Source organism: Sphingomonas sp. PvP055 (assembly GCF_040546365.1).
Classification (GTDB): domain Bacteria; phylum Pseudomonadota; class Alphaproteobacteria; order Sphingomonadales; family Sphingomonadaceae; genus Sphingomonas; species Sphingomonas echinoides_A.
This window is the reverse complement of record NZ_JBEPNS010000001.1, coordinates 2,444,878-2,460,571: the sequence shown is the minus strand read 5'-3', so window position 1 is coordinate 2,460,571 and position 15,694 is coordinate 2,444,878. Positions and strand designations below refer to the sequence as shown.

Below are 15,694 nucleotides of genomic sequence, written 5' to 3'. Positions count from 1 at the left end.
TGGGCACCGACAGGAGAGACCTGATGCGAAGAATGTCCACAACGGTTCTGTGCGTCGTGGCGTTGTCAACGGCACCCGCAGTAGCGCGAGAGGCAAGGTCCAACGCGATTTCGGCGTCGGAACGGGCGGAGGGGTGGCGACTGTTGTTCAACGGTCATGACCTCGACGGCTGGCGATCGTTCGATGGCAAGGCTCCCTCTCCGTCGTGGACGGTGCGTGACGGCGCACTTGAACTCACCGCGACGAGCGGGCGCATGAGCGGCGGAGATCTGGTGAGCGCCGACAGCTATGGCGCGTTCGAACTGACGCTGGACTGGAAGGTCGCGAAAGGCGGCAACAGCGGCGTTCTGTACCTCGCGCGCAACGTGCCCCAGACCCGGCAGATCTATGAAACCGGGCTGGAGATGCAGATCCTGGATGACGTCGGCCATCCCGACGGCAAGATTCCCTCGCATCACGCCGGAGCGCTATACGATCTGACGGTGCCGCCCCCCGGGATAGCGCGGCCCGTCGGCAACTGGAATCACGCTCGGTTGCTCGTCGAGCCCGGTCGTATCCGCCAATGGCTGAACGGGAAACCGACCGCCGACGTTTCCTACGGCGACGATGCCTGGCGTCAACGAGTGGCAGCGTCGAAATTTGCCAAGATGCCGTTCTTTGGAACGTTTCCCAGCGGCTTGATCGCACTGCAGGATCATGGCGAGCCAGTGGCGCTCCGCAACATCAAGCTCCGCGTTATCGGGCCAAGTGCGGTGGGGGCGAGGAAGTGAAACGGAACGCGAAATCCACGTCGGATCCGCAGGCCGATGTTATCATCGTCGGATCAGGGGCGGCAGGTGGCATGGCGGCCTACACCCTGACCAAGGCCGGGCTACGGTGTATCCTGCTCGAGGCAGGGCGCGATTATGATCCCCAGGCCGAAGTGAACATGTTTGCCCCCGAGAGCGACGCGCCGTTGCGCGGTGCAGCCACGCCCGACAAGCCGTTCGGCTATTTCGATGCGACGGTCGGCGGCGGATGGCAGGTGGAGGGCGAGCCGTACACGTTGCGCGAGGGCTCCGATTTCCGTTGGTATCGCCCGCGCATGCTGGGCGGACGGACCAACCACTGGGGGCGGCACGTGCCCCGGCTTGGGCCGTATGACTTCAAACCGTTCTCGCGAGATGGCCTTGGGGTGGATTGGCCGATCGGTTATGATGACGTCGCGCCGTTCTACGATCGCATCGAACGCATGATCGGCGTCAACGGTGGCCCGCTGGGGCTGGAGAACCACCCGGATTCCCCAGCAGGATGCCTGATGCCGCCACCGCACCCGCGCATCCCGGAAATGCTCATCAAGGCCGCTGCCGAAGATCTTGGGATCCCGGTGCGCGCGGCCCACACCGCAGTGCTGACGCGCGACATGCCCGACGCGGTTGCGCCGCGCAGTGCCTGCCTCAACGCGACGCCGTGCACGCGCGGCTGCACGATCGGTGCGATGTTCCAGACGACCACGTCGTTGCTGCCGATGGCAAAGGCGACCGGGCGGCTCACGATCATCACCGACGCGATGGTGTCCCGCGTGACGATGGCGCGTCCCGATCGTGCTGGCGGGGTCGAATATGTCGATCGCAAGACCGGGATGCGGCATCAGGTAAAGGCGCGCACAGTGGTGCTGGCGGCGGGCACCGGCGAAACGACCCGCCTGCTGCTCAATTCGGGGAAGGGCGGGCGCGGCCTTGCCAATTCCTCCGGCGAGTTGGGCCGTAATTTGACCGATTCGACTGGCGCGTCCTTCCGCGCTTATATTCCGGCACTTGCCGATCGCCCGCGCTACAATGAAGAAGGGATTGGTGGGCAGCACATCTACATCCCCTTCTGGCTGTATCAGCAACAGAAGCGCGGCGAGCTCGACTTTGCCCGTGGGTATCATTTCGAGATCGGTGGCCGGTTCGGCATTCCGCCTGCAGAAGCCGTGCCGCGCGTCTGGGGGGCGGCACTGAAAAAGGCGGTCCGAAGCGCCTCGGGCGCGACGATCCAGTTGACGCTGCGCGGCGAAATGATCCCCAACAAGGACAGTTTCTGCGAGGTCGATCCGGTCGTGAAGGACCGGTTCGGTATCCCCGTGCTGCGGTTTGCCTTTCGCTGGACGCAAAATGAAGTGAACCAGGTAGCGCACGGCCGGCGAACCGCGCATGCCGTGTTCAAGCGGATGGGCGGTACGATCCTCGACCCCGATTTGCCGCCGGAAAAGATCATGACCGCGGGCGGCGAGATCATCCATGAACTGGGTACGGCCCGGATGGGGGCGGACAGGCAGTCGTCGGTGGTCGACAGTTATGGCCAGACTTGGGACGTCGACAATCTCATATTGATGGACGGCGCGGTCTTCGCGTCCGGCGCACACAAGAACCCTACGCTCACCATCCTCGCGCTGGCGTTGCGCGCGTCCGAGCGGCTGGCGCAGCGGTTGAAGTCGGGAGCTTTCGCATGACGTTGTCGCGCCGCACCACGATGCAATGGATGATGGCCGCCGCGGTGTTGCCGATGGCGCGCTGGTCGCCGCCCGCGATGGCCGCGGGCATGGTTGATGCCGCCGGGGCGGCGCCGCCGTTCGACGTCATCGTGGACTGGCCCGACACGCCGCCGCTCGCGCAGGCGATCGGCTATGGCCGTGACCCCGATCTGATGATGCCGAAGGTTCCATGGGCGCTGACCTTGAGCGTTGCGCAGCGCAGGACGGTCGACTTGCTCGGCGACCTGATCCTGCCCAAGGACACGGTATCGCCAGGGGCAGGGGCGCTCGGCGTCGGCGCGTTCATCGACGAATGGATCAGCGCACCCTATCCGGTCCAGCGCGTTGACCGCGAAAAGGTGATCGGCGGTCTGATATGGCTCGATGCGCAGAGCCGAGTGCTGCACGCGCAGGCCTTTGATGCGATCACGCCTGGGCAACGTGCCGGACTGCTCGACGCATTGAGCGTTGCGGTGCCGATCGCCAAGATGGCGGCTCCGGTGGCGTTCATGGACACGATGCGAAAGCTCTTCGTTCTCGGTTTCTACAGCCTGCCGGAAGGTAAGGTGGACATGGGGTATATCGGCGATCAACCGACCCCCGGCGCTTATCCCGGACCAACTCCCGAAGCCCTTTCGCACTATGCCCAAACCATGGACCGGATGGGACTGAAAATGTCGCAGGCGTAGCGATGCTGGCGTAGCCGTGATTATTCTGGATGTTTGCAGTAGGCAGACCCTGATTGTTCTCCGGTTCAGGCAAGCATACTGAATTGGCCGACCGACCGCCTCTTGCTTTGCTCAGCGGTAAGGTACTCAAGGCTCGATCGAACTGGGGAAGCCGGAAGGCGACGCGATGCTGCTCTCAGAACGAAACAGTAGAAGGTCGGATGTCGTCCCACTCTGAACATTGCTTATGCATCACGCTGGTCTCACGGCTTGGTTGCACGAAAATAGCAGGAGACAAGGTTTGTCGCGGTTCCGGTTGGTTATGCCGTCTCTCTTTGCGTTCGGCATCGCCGGCGCATCTTATGGTCAGCCCAGCTCGCCCGACGCTTCGCCAGCCAGGGTCGTCGTTCCCAAGGTTGAACGGGAAGGGGTGTGGCAGCCGGGTGCAGGTGGTACGCAAGTCCCGCTGTGGCCTGCGAATGTTGCCTTGGCGAAGCCGGATACGGGCGACCATCCCGAAGCTACCGGAAATGGCTCGCCACTTGTTGCAGGAAAAATGTGGCATTGGGCCAGCTATGTGACGCGGCCGACCATGACCGTCTACAAGCCTAAAGGGCGTAATACCGGAACGACGATGATGGTCTTACCCGGTGGCGGGTTCTACGCAGTTGCGACCGATCTCGAGGGAACTGAAATCTGCAACTGGGTCGTGCAGCAGGGCATGACCTGCGTACTGCTGAAGTATCGGACACCCCAGATCTGGGAAACAGAGGCAGGAAAGCCGCAGCAGCGACCAAAAGTCCTATTGGGTCTGGAAGACGCTCAGCGAGCGATGGGCCTGTTGCGGGAGCGCGCCTCTACATACGGGATCGATCCGCATAAGATTGGCGTGATCGGCTTTTCTGCAGGTGCCTATCTTGTAGCGAATATGAGCAACACGGAAGACCGCACTTACCCGGTAGCCGATCCAGCCGATCAGCAATCACCCCGGCCGGATTTCGCGATCGTCGCCTACACGGCGCGGATGCTCGATACCAGCAAGGGCAGGAACAGCCTTGAACTGAAACCGTGGGTGAAGATCAGCCCGAATGCACCGCCAACGCTCATCATTCATGCCATGGACGATCCGACGGACAATGTCCGTCAAGGGATGGCATATGCGCTGGCGCTGAACGACGCTGGCGTACCGGTTGATATGCGTCTCTATGCAAAAGGCGGTCACGCCTTCGGAATGCGTCCAACGCCCGATCCGATCACCAGGGAATGGCCGGGCGAGGTCAAGCAATGGCTTCAGAACCTAGGTATGCTTTGATGCCGATGGTCGCTTCTGCGTGAACCCGGAGCCGAAACCGTACGAAGTATTAGCTTTCTGAACGGACATTCCCTCTTCGGAAGTTTGCCGCGCTTTTGGACCGGCACGTACCCGCGGCATTGCGTTCGAAGAACAGGCGGTGTTTGACCGGTAGCGTTTGCGCTTGCCTGCCACTCACTAAGCGAGGGTCGATCGCCGGGTGCAATGCTTGAGTTCAGTTGGTCAGCACGCGCTGGAGAACTTGCAGCGCATGCACGCCATAGGGCGGAACTCGCCCGATAGATTCTGGCGAGATGATGCGAAGGGTATCTTCAAAGAATTCGACCGTTCCGTCCGCGGGTTGTTGCCCGGTGCCGTTGTTCTGCCGCCTTTCGTTTATGCTCCTGGCATCGGCAGATTGCTGACCCCCGAACGTCGGTGGGTCGGGTTCGCCTTTCGGACTGCCTGATTGGTCAGGGCGAATGGTACCGTACGTCCGATTGCCGGTACGCTGCGCCGGGGCGCTACGGCCGGTCCGGCTGACGATGTTCCTGTCTATCACCCTCGGGTTGCGCCTGTTCTCTGACCGAACGGCCGGACAAGATGGTCTCGAACCCAAATGCCCCCAATGCTGCCACTGCACAGACGAGGGCGGATCCAAAAAAGGCGAAGAGGATATAGCCCGTTCCAGCGTTGCGCAGCGCACCGAGAAAAAGGGTCAGCGCAGCGCAGCAAGTCAGCGCTCCCGCAAGGGTCGCCAGTAGGACAGCCACGTCGAGCGCAAGCGACCGCAGACGAAGACGGGCCAACTGCCGGGGATGACCTGAAGGATCGCTTGCAAGTCGATCGACGCGGTCGGCAATGCGACCCAATCTGGTCGTGAACACGTTGAGCAGCGAGGCGAGGCCCGTGAGCAGGAAGATCGGCGTCAGCGCGAGTTGAACGACATGCGCCGCGCCGGAGAGATCATTAGCTCCGAACATCAAGTCCCCATGCATGCGTAGATCCCGGTCTGCAAGCACTTGGACTTGAAAGGGTTAGAGGAGGGAAAGGGTCACGACCTGAGGCGTACGAAGCGCGGGTTGGTTCGGATATGCTATCGCCTCGCGCCCGTTAGGAGAAGGCATCCTCATTCCTGTGGCTGACAGCGTTCGGCCGCACCGGCAAGGGGGCTGACGGGACTAAAAGGAGAAGCGCCTTTACCCAACACTTTGCGGAATGATGTCGGTCGAATCTTGTGCTGCTGCGAGAGTAAGGGCGGCCGAATGCACGTCGCAAACGGATCCTTACGTTGGAAGAAAAGCCGGGCGCTGCTCAGGAGGGCTGCGGTGGCGACAACGCCCACCATCATTCGTGCCGGAATCGGCCTCGCGAGCATCAGCACGGGCATCATGATCCCGCATACCTCCTGGCACAGAGTATGACACCTCTAAAGCCTTTGGTTATGCTTTGGTATTTGTGTTTTGCGATTTTGATGATACCAGACCCACCAGTTGCAGAGCGTGATTGCACGCCGTCTGGATGAGGTTGCTATGATTGTACGAAACGTTGCGTCGCAGGCCGTATTGGCCGCTGTTTTTCTCCTGCATGCAGCACCTGTGGTCGCTCAAGAAACGCCCGAACAGGCAAAGACTGAGGCAGACGCCACAACGGCGGTCGTAGCAGCAGAACCCGATCCGCAAGCGGATGCAGCGATCGTGGTGACGGGATCGCGCATTCAGCGCCCGAACACGACCTCCGCCGCGCCTATCACGTCGGTGACCGCGCAGGACATCAAGGCGCAGGCGGCGATCAACGTCGAGGACGTGCTCAACCGGCTGCCGCAAGTCGCGCCGGACAGCCAGCAGACCTATAACGATTCGGATGGTCGCCAGCGGATTAAGCTGCGCAGCCTCGGGTTCGAACGCACGCTGGTGCTGATCGACGGCAAGCGCATCGGTACCCAGAACGGCCAAGACGTCGGGATCATCCCGCCGTCGCTGCTTGAGCGAGTCGACGTGCTGACCGGTGGTGCCTCGTCGGTTTACGGTTCCGATGCAGTCGCGGGTGTCGTCAACTTCGTCCTCAAGAAGGATTTTGAAGGGATCCAGCTCGACGGCAATTACAATTTCTACAACCACAACAACAAGGACACGGTGGTGTCGTCGCTGGCGCGCGGCGCCGGTTTCAGCAGCAAGCAGGGCCTGAGCAACGACGGTGGCCGTGCCGACGTGACGCTCACCGCGGGCAAGAAGTTCTTCGACGGCGCGCTGCGGCTCAACGGCTTCGTCAATTACAAGCACACCGACGCGATTCTGCTGTCGGATCGTTCGAACTCGGGTTGTTATCTGACACAAACGAGCCTGAACGCGCCCTTGTCGTGCGGGCTGACGCCAAGCAGCTCGACCAGCGGCCTGATCACGCCGCTTAGCGGCGCCAACGCCAACGCCCAATATGTGAACAACCCCAACGGCTCGCGGACCTTCGTTCCGTTCGGGCCGGGAGCGGGGAACGCGTCGAACTATTTCAGCAACTATGCCTACCAGCGCCCCTCCGAGCGCGTGAACGCTGGTGGTTTCGCCAGCCTCGACATCTCGCCCAACGCCGAACTCTACGCATCGGGCATCTGGTTCCGCGACAAGTCTTACAACAATTACCCGGCAATCGCTGGCGGCAACGTCCAAGTGAATTGCAACAACCCGTTCCTGTCGGCCAGCCAGTCCACCGCGATCTGCGGTGCTGCCGCCGGAACCGCGGCGACTGCACCGATCGATCTTCGCTACCGCCTGGGCGAAGGCAATGACCAGCCCGACGCGTATCTGAACACCGGCCTCCGCCTCACCGGCGGCGTGCGCGGCAAAGTCGGCGATGCGTGGACGTATGACGTCGGCGGCGTCTACGCCCGCAACCATCAGGATTACTCGCCGAGCTTCGTCGACCCGACGCGGTTGCAGAATGCGATCAACGTCGGCGGAACCCGCGCTGCACCGACCTGCGCGGCGACGGCCGACGCGGCGTGCGTTCCCTTCGACGCCTTCAGCGCGGGCAACAGCGATCCGGCGCTGATCGACTATCTTTATAATCAGGGCACGTCGGTAACCGTCGGCACGCTGTACGACGTTCAGGCCAACGTGACCGGCGACCTCGGGAAGTACGGCATCACGTCGCCGTTCGCCGAACAGGGTGTGGCGGTCGCATTGGGCGCGGAATATCGCAAGGATACGCTCAAATCGCGGGCGGACAGCGCGTATCGCGCCCGCCTCGGCGGGACCGACAGTTTCCTCAGCCAGGATGTCTGGGAAGGCAATATCGAAGTCCAGGCACCGCTGGTTCAGCACAAGCCGTTCGTCGAGCAACTGCAGGTCAACGGCGGCTATCGCCTGTCGAAGTACAGCAGCAATCCCAGCACCTTCAACACCTGGAAGGTCGAGGGCATCTACGCCCCGGTTCGCGACCTGACGTTCCGCGCCTCGTTCAACAAGGCACAGCGCGCACCGACGGTGGTCGAAATCCGCCAGGCGACTAATGTCGAGTTCGCGCGCGGCGGATCGGGCACGTTCAACGATTTCTGCGCACCGACCGTCACCAGCAACCCCAATGGCGGCGTGACGTACGGGTCGCCGATCGCATCGCGCGACGTCTGCCGCGCGACGGGCCTGTCGGACGCGCTGTACGGCAGCCCGACGCTGCTCTGTCCGGGGGATGCGTCGACCGGCGCAACCGGGTGCACCGTGCGCTCGGGCGGGTTCACCGCCGATCCCGAGACCGCCTACACCCAGACCTACGGCCTGATCATCAAGCCGCGCTTCGTGCCGGGGCTGTTCATCTCGGTCGATCGCTATCGGATCAAGATCAACAACTCGCTCGGCTATAACGACTACAGCTATTACACCGATGGATGCCAGCGTTCGAACGGCGATGCGTTCTTCTGTCAGGGTATCGTGCGCAACCCGGGCACGGGTACGCTCTATTCGTCGGCAGCGAGCAACCCGACCACGGGCTTCATTCGCCAGGGAACGACCAACTTCTACACGTCGATCGCGCGCGGCTATGATTTCCAGACGCAATACACGCTCAACCTCGACAAGCTCGGCAAGATCGACTGGAACTTCAACGGCTCGCTGACGACCTTCGCGGGTGGCCAGGATTCACCGGTGCAGCCGTCGCGCAATTGTGCGGGCTATTATGGGAATGGTTGCGGCCAGTTGATCCCGAAGTGGTCGCACGGCCTGCGCGCAACCTACACCACGATGAGCAAGGTGTTCAGCGCCTCGGCTAACTGGCGTTATGTCGGTTCGCTGACCAATGCCGACAATTCGGGCGATCCCGCGATCGGCGGCACGCCGGAGCGCGCGCGGACGGGGTATTTCCGGGTCGCCCCTCAGAACTATTTCGATCTGGCGCTCAATTTTGCGGTCAACAAGGCGTTCTCGCTGCGGTTGATTGCGAACAATCTGCTGGATCGGAGCGCGCCGATCGTTCCGGACTCGTACAACGTCGCCCTTGCGCGAACCAACACCATTCCGCAGCGGTATGACTCATTGGGCCGCAACTTGTCGGTCGGTGCGACTGTGCGGTTCTGATATAGCTCTCAGAGCGTTCATACCCTCTCTCCATCATTGATTGCGGCACGCACGGAGGTGCGTGCCGCAATTGAGCGATGATTGAACGGAATTACTCGACCAATCAGTAGGCCAACAAACTCGCTCTGATCTGCATGACACGAGCCGCGAAAGCTTGGAACGCGATGCGGCAAGCAGCATCGCCGAACGGTTACAAAGCGAGGCGGCGTCGTCGTTACGGGGTGCGGTACGAATGCTTGAACAGCCGCTCTTCGTTTCCTCGCCGTCGCCCGCTCCATGCCGCCCGTTATCGGGCGGTGAGATAACGGCATTTGCACGTCAAGCCGGCCCCGAACTTGAACGTTCGATAAAAGTATACGGCACCTGAACCGATCGCGCGGGTCGGTCGCAAGCCTGTTGGTACGACGGATCGGCCAGGATATCGATGGCGACACTGGCGAGAACGCCATTGGGTTGGTGAATGGTCGTCAGCTGAGGCCACGCCATGCGAGATATGGGTGCATCGTCGAAGCCGACGACGGACAGGGCCCCAGGTACGGCAATATTCCTGCTTGCGGCGCTGACCAAAACTCCCAAAGCCATCTCGTCGTTGGCGGCAAACACAGCGCTGGGACGGTCGTCTGTCGACAGAATTGCGTCTCCTGCCGCCATGCCGGATCGGAAGCTGAAGTCACCGCCCCGAATCCAGGCATCTCGGATGCCAATCCCTGCGCAACGCATCGCGTCGCTGAACCCAGCCAGCCTCTTGCCGGCCGCATCGTGCGAAACAATCCCTTGAACGAAAGCAATGTCGCGGTGTCCCAACGCGATAAGATGATCAGTCATATCGCGGGCGGCTTGATAGTCGTCGATGTAAATCACCGCGGCAGATGAATCGTTTGGCGACGAATTCAATTTCACGACCGGGATGCCGCGGTGATCAAGCAGGTCGGCGAGATCGGGCCAATCGCAGATTGGCGGGGTGAGAATAACCCCTGCGAGCTGCAAGGCCTGCACCGTTTTCGACACCTGGTCGAGCGCCCCGGATGCGCCGCGGTCAACTCGTTCGACAACAAGATGGTATCCGTGATGACGGCAGCGGACCATCGCTCCAAGCTGGACGTCTGCGGCGTATCCCGATGCCGGATCGTCAAAAAACAACCCAATGAGGTAGGATCGAGAACTCGACAGGCTGCGGGCGTAGGCGTTCGGGCGGTAGTCCAGTTCGGCGACGACCCGTAGGACGTGATTTCGTACCGCTGGCCTGACATGCGCCTCTGCATTCATTACCCGCGAAACGGTCTTTGGCGACACACCTGCGGCGCGAGCGACATCCTTGATGGTTACCGGCGGCATCATCCCGCTATAAAGTCCATGTTCGATGCCGCCACCATGCGAACCCTGCGATGACGATGTAGCAGGCGCCTGGAAGACCGAACGCAATCTTCAACCCGACCATGTCCGCAACAACGCCGGTCAGCAACGGGATGATGGCGCCGCCCACGACAACCATGCACAACAACATTGAGGCATAGGTCGCGGTGGAATGATCGTCAGGCAGCGCAAGCGCGAAGATCGTCGGATACATGATCGCATTGCACAGCCCGACCGCAAGCAATGCCGAAGCCGCCACCGGACCTTGCAACCCGATTGCCATCCCCACGAGCGCAATGGCGGTGATCGCGCAGCCGAGCAGCATCGTCGGTGCGCTATACCGAGCGAGGTAGCGGGCGCCTACCAGTCGCCCGGCCAGCGCACCAGCCCAGTACAGACCTACGAGTTGCCCTGCCGCCACCGGAGAGATGCCCAGAGTTTCGGGCATCGCCAAATACTCTACGAGGAGTGTGCCGATCGTGACTTCGGCGCCGACATAGGCGAACATCGCGCCTGCACCCGCCAGCAGCCGCCGGTTCAACAGCACGCCGACAATGCCCGAGAGCGGCACCTGGCGCGGCGTCGATGACGGGAGCAGCAAATCGCGTCGGTAGATGAAGGCTGATGCAAGCGCAGATGCGACCAGCGCAACGGCAAGGAACGGGAAAACGACCCGTACATGATTTGTCAGGTCACCGGTTCGTGGCCGACCAGTCCCGAGCAGCAGTGTGGATCCTGCCAACGACGCAAGCACGGTGCCGAGCGAGTTGAAGCCTTGCAGGAAGGTCAGTCGCGAAACGGCGCGGCGTGTCGGTTCGACCACCGGGACGACGATGTTGGCGGCGATCTGCAGGAAGGTGACTCCGCTGGCGAGCGCGAGGAGTGCGAGTAGGACCACCATGTATCCGAACGACCCAAGCGAGGCGGCCAGCAGGCCGCAACCGAGCGCGATGACAACCAGCCCCGCCGCGATGCTTCGCATGTAGCCAAACTTAACCACCAGCGCGGTGATCGGTACGGCGAAGAGGAGATAGCTAGAATGGAACGCGAACTGCACCAGCAGTGCACGCGTATGATTCAGTCCTTCGATCATCCGTAACCGGGGTACAAGCAGTCCGACCAGCGAGTTGAGGAAGCCTCCCAGAAAATACACGCCGATACAAAGCCGAAACAGCAGTGTCGCGCGGTGTTCGCTGGTCTCGGGCGCAAGGGTTGTGCTGTTGGTCACGCCTCATCCTATCAAGGCGCCGATGCCGCGCAACGTACGACAATGGCATCGCACGACACATTGATATCGATGTCGGAGGGAGTGATCACGCCGCCAAGCCGCTCGGGAAGATGCGGCATGGGAAGACTTCTACGAGGAGTACGCGATCCTTGCGGATCGCCTGCCCGCTGTTGAGCGTCGCGCCGATGGCGCTCTTGGCGCAAACGCTGCCGGGGGAGGGGCCTGCACAGCCGTCGGCATCAGAGAGAGCGGGCGGAACGGATGCGCGGAGGTTTGAGACCTGGCGCGACACCACAATTACCGCGGCGGACCGGGTCGATGCTCTCGTAAAGGCGATGACCAAGACCGAAAGGCTGAAATACGTTCACGGCATATTTCCCCGATAGCGAAGAACCTAACGCCTGATATGTTTCCGCCCGTTGGTTACGAGCCCGGCGTCCCTCGTCTGGGCATACCGACGTTGACGATCACTGCCGCTCGACGCGCATTGCCACAATGGGAAGCCGCTGGCTGGCGTCTCAAGGCGGCACCTATGCCGTCAAGCTCGCGACGGATGCCCAGACGGCGATCGTAGTAGGCACGGTCAGGCTGACTGAACAACGCCTGGCGTCGGTCCGTGCTGCTTTTGACACACCTTGAAACAAATACGCACGACACGGACGGCGATGTTGCGGACTGATTGACATCGATGTCGGGCGAAAGCACGGTGGAATTACGCGGGGTTACACCGCCAGGTTCATACACCGGCAGGGACATGCCGGTCAGGGAGGATGAGTATGAGGGGATCTATTTCGTCGGCGTTCGCGCGCTCGACGTCACTATTCGCGCTGGTTGCTGGGTTGACGATGCCAGCCGTCGCGAATGCGCAGGCAGCGCCAAGTCCGACACCGCTGGTTCAGGCACAACAGGGTACCCCACAAGCCGATACGTCGCCAGGCGCTCCGCAGATCGAGACCGGCGCGACCGCCACCAACGCGATGCCGGACCAGACTCCAAGCGACGATATCGTCGTGACTGGCGTTCGCGCATCGCTCGAGCGGTCGATCGCGATCAAGCGCGATTCGTTCGGTGTCGTTGACGCGATCAGCGCGGAGGACATCGGCAAGTTCGCCAACACCAATCTGGCGGAATCGCTGCAACGCATCACGGGCGTGTCGATCGATCGTCGTAACGGCGAAGGTTCAACCGTTACGGTCCGCGGCTTTGGCGCTCAGTACAATCTTGTTACGCTCAACGGCCGTCAGCTTGCGACGTCGAACATCGTTGCAGTGGGCGGAGACCAAGGCGGCGATGGTGCTGGTGGCTTCGGTCGGTCGTTTGACTTTTCCAACCTCGCTTCCGAAGGCGTCAAGACGTTGGAGGTCTACAAGACCGGCCGCGCCGCGATCCCCTCGGGTGGCATCGGAGCGGCCGTGAACGTCGTCAGCCGTCGTCCGCTCGACTCCAGGGACACGGGCCTGCTCGGCTCGCTAGGCGTCAAGGGCGCATACGACAACAGCTCGTCAGACTGTTTCGACTGCGGCGCGCGAGTAACGCCCGAGGTTTCCGGTACTGCGAGCTGGAGCGATCCTAATCAGCGCTTCGGCGTTTCGCTGTTCGGAAGCTACCAGAAGCGCAACTTCAGCTTCTCCAGCGTCGCGCCCGACAACTGGAACATCCGGTCGCTCACCGACTTCCTGAATCCTGGCAACGGGTTCGTCAACGGTCAGACAGTAATCAACAACCGTCCGACCAACGGCAACGTTCTGGTCTCGGTGCCCAATGACTCCCGCTATCACTTTTCTGAGGCGAGCCGCGAGCGCATCAACGGATCTGGCGTTCTGCAATTCCGCCCGACCGACACGCTGACCCTTACGGCAGACGGCCTCTACGCTCAGCTGCGTCAATCCGAACGTCGATCGACCCAGTCCAACTGGTTCAATCGCCCGTTCGGCGTGGTCACGTTCGACGACGCCAGCAACGGCATTGCGACGACGAGCTTTCTTTCGGAAACCATCAACGGCGTGAAGGACGAAGCGTTTGAGCAAGCGTATCGCGCACAGAAGAACAAGCTGTACGATTTTGGGGGCAACATCGAGTGGAAGCCGACTGAACGCTTCACTCTGGCGATCGATGGCCACATCGGTCGGGCGGATAGTTCTCCCGACAACCCCAATGGTCAGACGTCGACCACTGTCGCGTTCAATGCGCCGGTCGTTGCCGCGCATTCGCTAACGCTCGGAAAGGATGGTTTCCCGCAACAGACGATCGCCATCAACGACGGCTCGACCAGCACGACGCCGACCGGCCAGGCTTTTATCAAGGGCAACGGCAACGGCGTGATCGATCTTGGGGATCTGTCGAGCGCGGTGCAACGTCAGTTCGCGTCCAATCAGACGCAGCGGGTTAAAGAACTGCGCGCAGATGCGGGTTGGGTGTTGAACGATCAACTCCGCGTCGATGCCGGCGTCGATTACCGCACCACGGACACGCGGCAGACGCAATACAATACTCGCCAGGTCCTGGGTGACTGGGGCAATTCGCTGCCGCCCGACGTTGCACGGCTCGCCCCCGGTCAGGTGTTTCAGTTCTGCAACGTATGCAAGTTCGAACACAACGATGGAAAACCGGACGCCAACACGTTGGTCGCGTTCCGCACACAGGATGCCACAAAGCTCTACAATACGCTGTACGACTATTATCTTGGCGTGACGAACGACGGCGTGAACCACGCCAACAACATCGACGCGAATGACGACAACCGCGTCCGCGAGAATGTCTGGTCGGGCTATGTCCAAGGGGCGTGGAACGGCAAGCTTTTCGATCATAACGCGCAATTGGTCGCCGGCGTACGGTACGAGAATACCAAAGTGCGGGCGGTTTCGCTTCAGCCGGTACCCACTGCAATCGTGTGGACTGCGGACAACGACTTTTTCGTGGCAAACACGTCCGATCGCCAGACATTGTCTTCGCGTGGCGGCTACAGCAACTGGCTTCCGTCGGTGGATGCCAAGTTCGAGGTCATCCGTAACCTCTTCGCACGGGCTTCGTACAGCAAGACGATCTCACGGGCTGGTTATGGCGACTTATTTGCCTCGACCAACGTTGGCAGTCCGGGCCGTCCGACGGCGATCGGTGGCATAGCGACAGGCACCGCGCATAATACCGATCTCGACCCACTGTCATCGGACAACATTGACATCTCGTTCGAATGGTATCCGAGAAAAGACGTTTTCCTGTCTGCTGGCTTCTTCAACAAGCAGGTCCATAACTTCATCGGCCAGACGGTCGTCAACCGTAACCTGTTTGGCCTGCGCGATCCCACCTCCGGTACCGCCGGAACGCGGTCCGGTACTGCGCGCCAGCAGTTGGCGGGCACGTTCAATGCTGACATTACTGACGTAAATCTGTTTACCTACACCGCATTGCTGCAGCAGAATGCGGGCAACGTGGCGACGACGAACGCTCAGTTTGCGGCCAATTACAACACGCAGAGTCGTGCGTTGAACCAGGGGTTCGTAGATCAGGTCTTGGGTCAGTACGATGTCACCGCCAACGGACAGGATCCACTGTTCAATTTCGCGGTGAATACGCCGATCAACAATCAGGATGCGCATATCTATGGCTTCGAACTTGCCGGGCAGTATTTCCTTGGAAACACTGGCTTCGGCGTGGCAGCCAGCTACACGCTGGTTCGCGGGAATATCGGTATCGACGTTGCCGCAGATCCGAGCGTCAACACCTTTGCGTTGGTAGGCCTCTCAGATACTGCCAATGCGACCCTGATCTACGACAAGCGTGGCATCTCGGCGCGGCTGTCGTACAACTGGCGCGACAAGTTCCTGAGCGGTATCAACCGCGGCGGCGATCGCAATCCGGTGTTCACCGCGCCTTATGGGCAGCTCGATCTGTCGGTGAACTTTGATCTCACGCCGCGTCTGGCACTTGGGTTCGAGGCGATCAATCTTACCGAGGAGGGAGTGCGGTCGTACGGTCGTGACGAGAGCAACATCTGGTACCTGGCGGAAGGGTCCGCGAGATACCTAGTTGGGGCCCGATACCGCTTTTAACGAACCATCGGGAAGGCCGCTGACCCCAGCGGCCTTCTCGTCTAGGATG

The 15,694-nt window shown here is 61.2% G+C and carries 10 protein-coding genes; 6 read left to right on the top strand and 4 right to left on the bottom strand.

Going from position 1 to position 15,694, the window contains the following annotated elements:
* Nucleotides 1-143: 143 nt before the first annotated feature.
* From ABIC16_RS11650 to ABIC16_RS11635, 4 genes are all read left to right on the top strand, one after another.
* On the top strand, nt 144-770 hold the full coding sequence (locus tag ABIC16_RS11650; RefSeq protein ID WP_354291232.1) for a 3-keto-disaccharide hydrolase: 627 nt from the start codon (nt 144-146) through the stop codon (nt 768-770).
* A complete protein-coding gene (locus ABIC16_RS11645) occupies nt 767-2,473 on the top strand; it encodes a GMC family oxidoreductase (protein WP_354291231.1) in 1,707 nt (568 codons plus the stop codon). Before ABIC16_RS11650 ends, ABIC16_RS11645 begins: the two co-directional genes overlap by 4 nt.
* Nucleotides 2,470-3,183: a gluconate 2-dehydrogenase subunit 3 family protein gene (locus ABIC16_RS11640; RefSeq protein ID WP_354291230.1), complete on the top strand. Its 714-nt coding sequence runs from the start codon at nt 2,470-2,472 to the stop codon at nt 3,181-3,183. The genes ABIC16_RS11645 and ABIC16_RS11640 overlap by 4 nt, the downstream gene beginning before the upstream one ends.
* A gap of 280 nt (nt 3,184-3,463) precedes the next feature.
* On the top strand, nt 3,464-4,474 hold the full coding sequence (locus tag ABIC16_RS11635; RefSeq protein WP_277969363.1) for an alpha/beta hydrolase: 1,011 nt from the start codon (nt 3,464-3,466) through the stop codon (nt 4,472-4,474).
* Nucleotides 4,475-4,977: 503 nt separating this feature from the next.
* Here ABIC16_RS11635 and ABIC16_RS11630 read toward each other — a convergent pair.
* Nucleotides 4,978-5,451, bottom strand: a complete 474-nt coding sequence (locus ABIC16_RS11630; RefSeq protein ID WP_354291229.1) for a DUF2721 domain-containing protein — start codon at nt 5,449-5,451, stop codon at nt 4,978-4,980.
* A gap of 131 nt (nt 5,452-5,582) precedes the next feature.
* Nucleotides 5,583-5,846, bottom strand: coding sequence for a hypothetical protein (locus ABIC16_RS11625; RefSeq protein WP_354291228.1), 264 nt, complete (start codon nt 5,844-5,846; stop codon nt 5,583-5,585).
* 205 nt (nt 5,847-6,051) lie between these two features.
* On the opposite strand from ABIC16_RS11625, the gene ABIC16_RS11620 reads away from it, so the two are divergent.
* Nucleotides 6,052-9,015 carry a TonB-dependent receptor domain-containing protein gene (locus tag ABIC16_RS11620; RefSeq protein ID WP_354291227.1) on the top strand — a complete coding sequence of 988 codons (2,964 nt, stop codon included), beginning with the start codon at nt 6,052-6,054 and terminating at the stop codon, nt 9,013-9,015.
* A gap of 318 nt (nt 9,016-9,333) precedes the next feature.
* On the opposite strand, the gene ABIC16_RS11615 is transcribed toward ABIC16_RS11620, so the two are convergent.
* Nucleotides 9,334-10,353, bottom strand: a complete 1,020-nt coding sequence (locus ABIC16_RS11615) for a LacI family DNA-binding transcriptional regulator (RefSeq protein ID WP_354291226.1) — start codon at nt 10,351-10,353, stop codon at nt 9,334-9,336.
* A 4-nt stretch (nt 10,354-10,357) separates the two neighbouring features.
* Nucleotides 10,358-11,596 (bottom strand): MFS transporter, encoded by a 1,239-nt coding sequence (locus ABIC16_RS11610; protein WP_354291225.1) that lies wholly within the window; start codon nt 11,594-11,596, stop codon nt 10,358-10,360.
* 776 nt (nt 11,597-12,372) lie between these two features.
* Between ABIC16_RS11610 and ABIC16_RS11605 the strand changes: the two genes are divergently transcribed.
* Entirely contained in the window at nt 12,373-15,645 is a 3,273-nt protein-coding gene (locus ABIC16_RS11605) for a TonB-dependent receptor (protein ID WP_354291224.1), read from the top strand.
* The last annotated feature ends 49 nt before the right edge of the window (nt 15,646-15,694 follow it).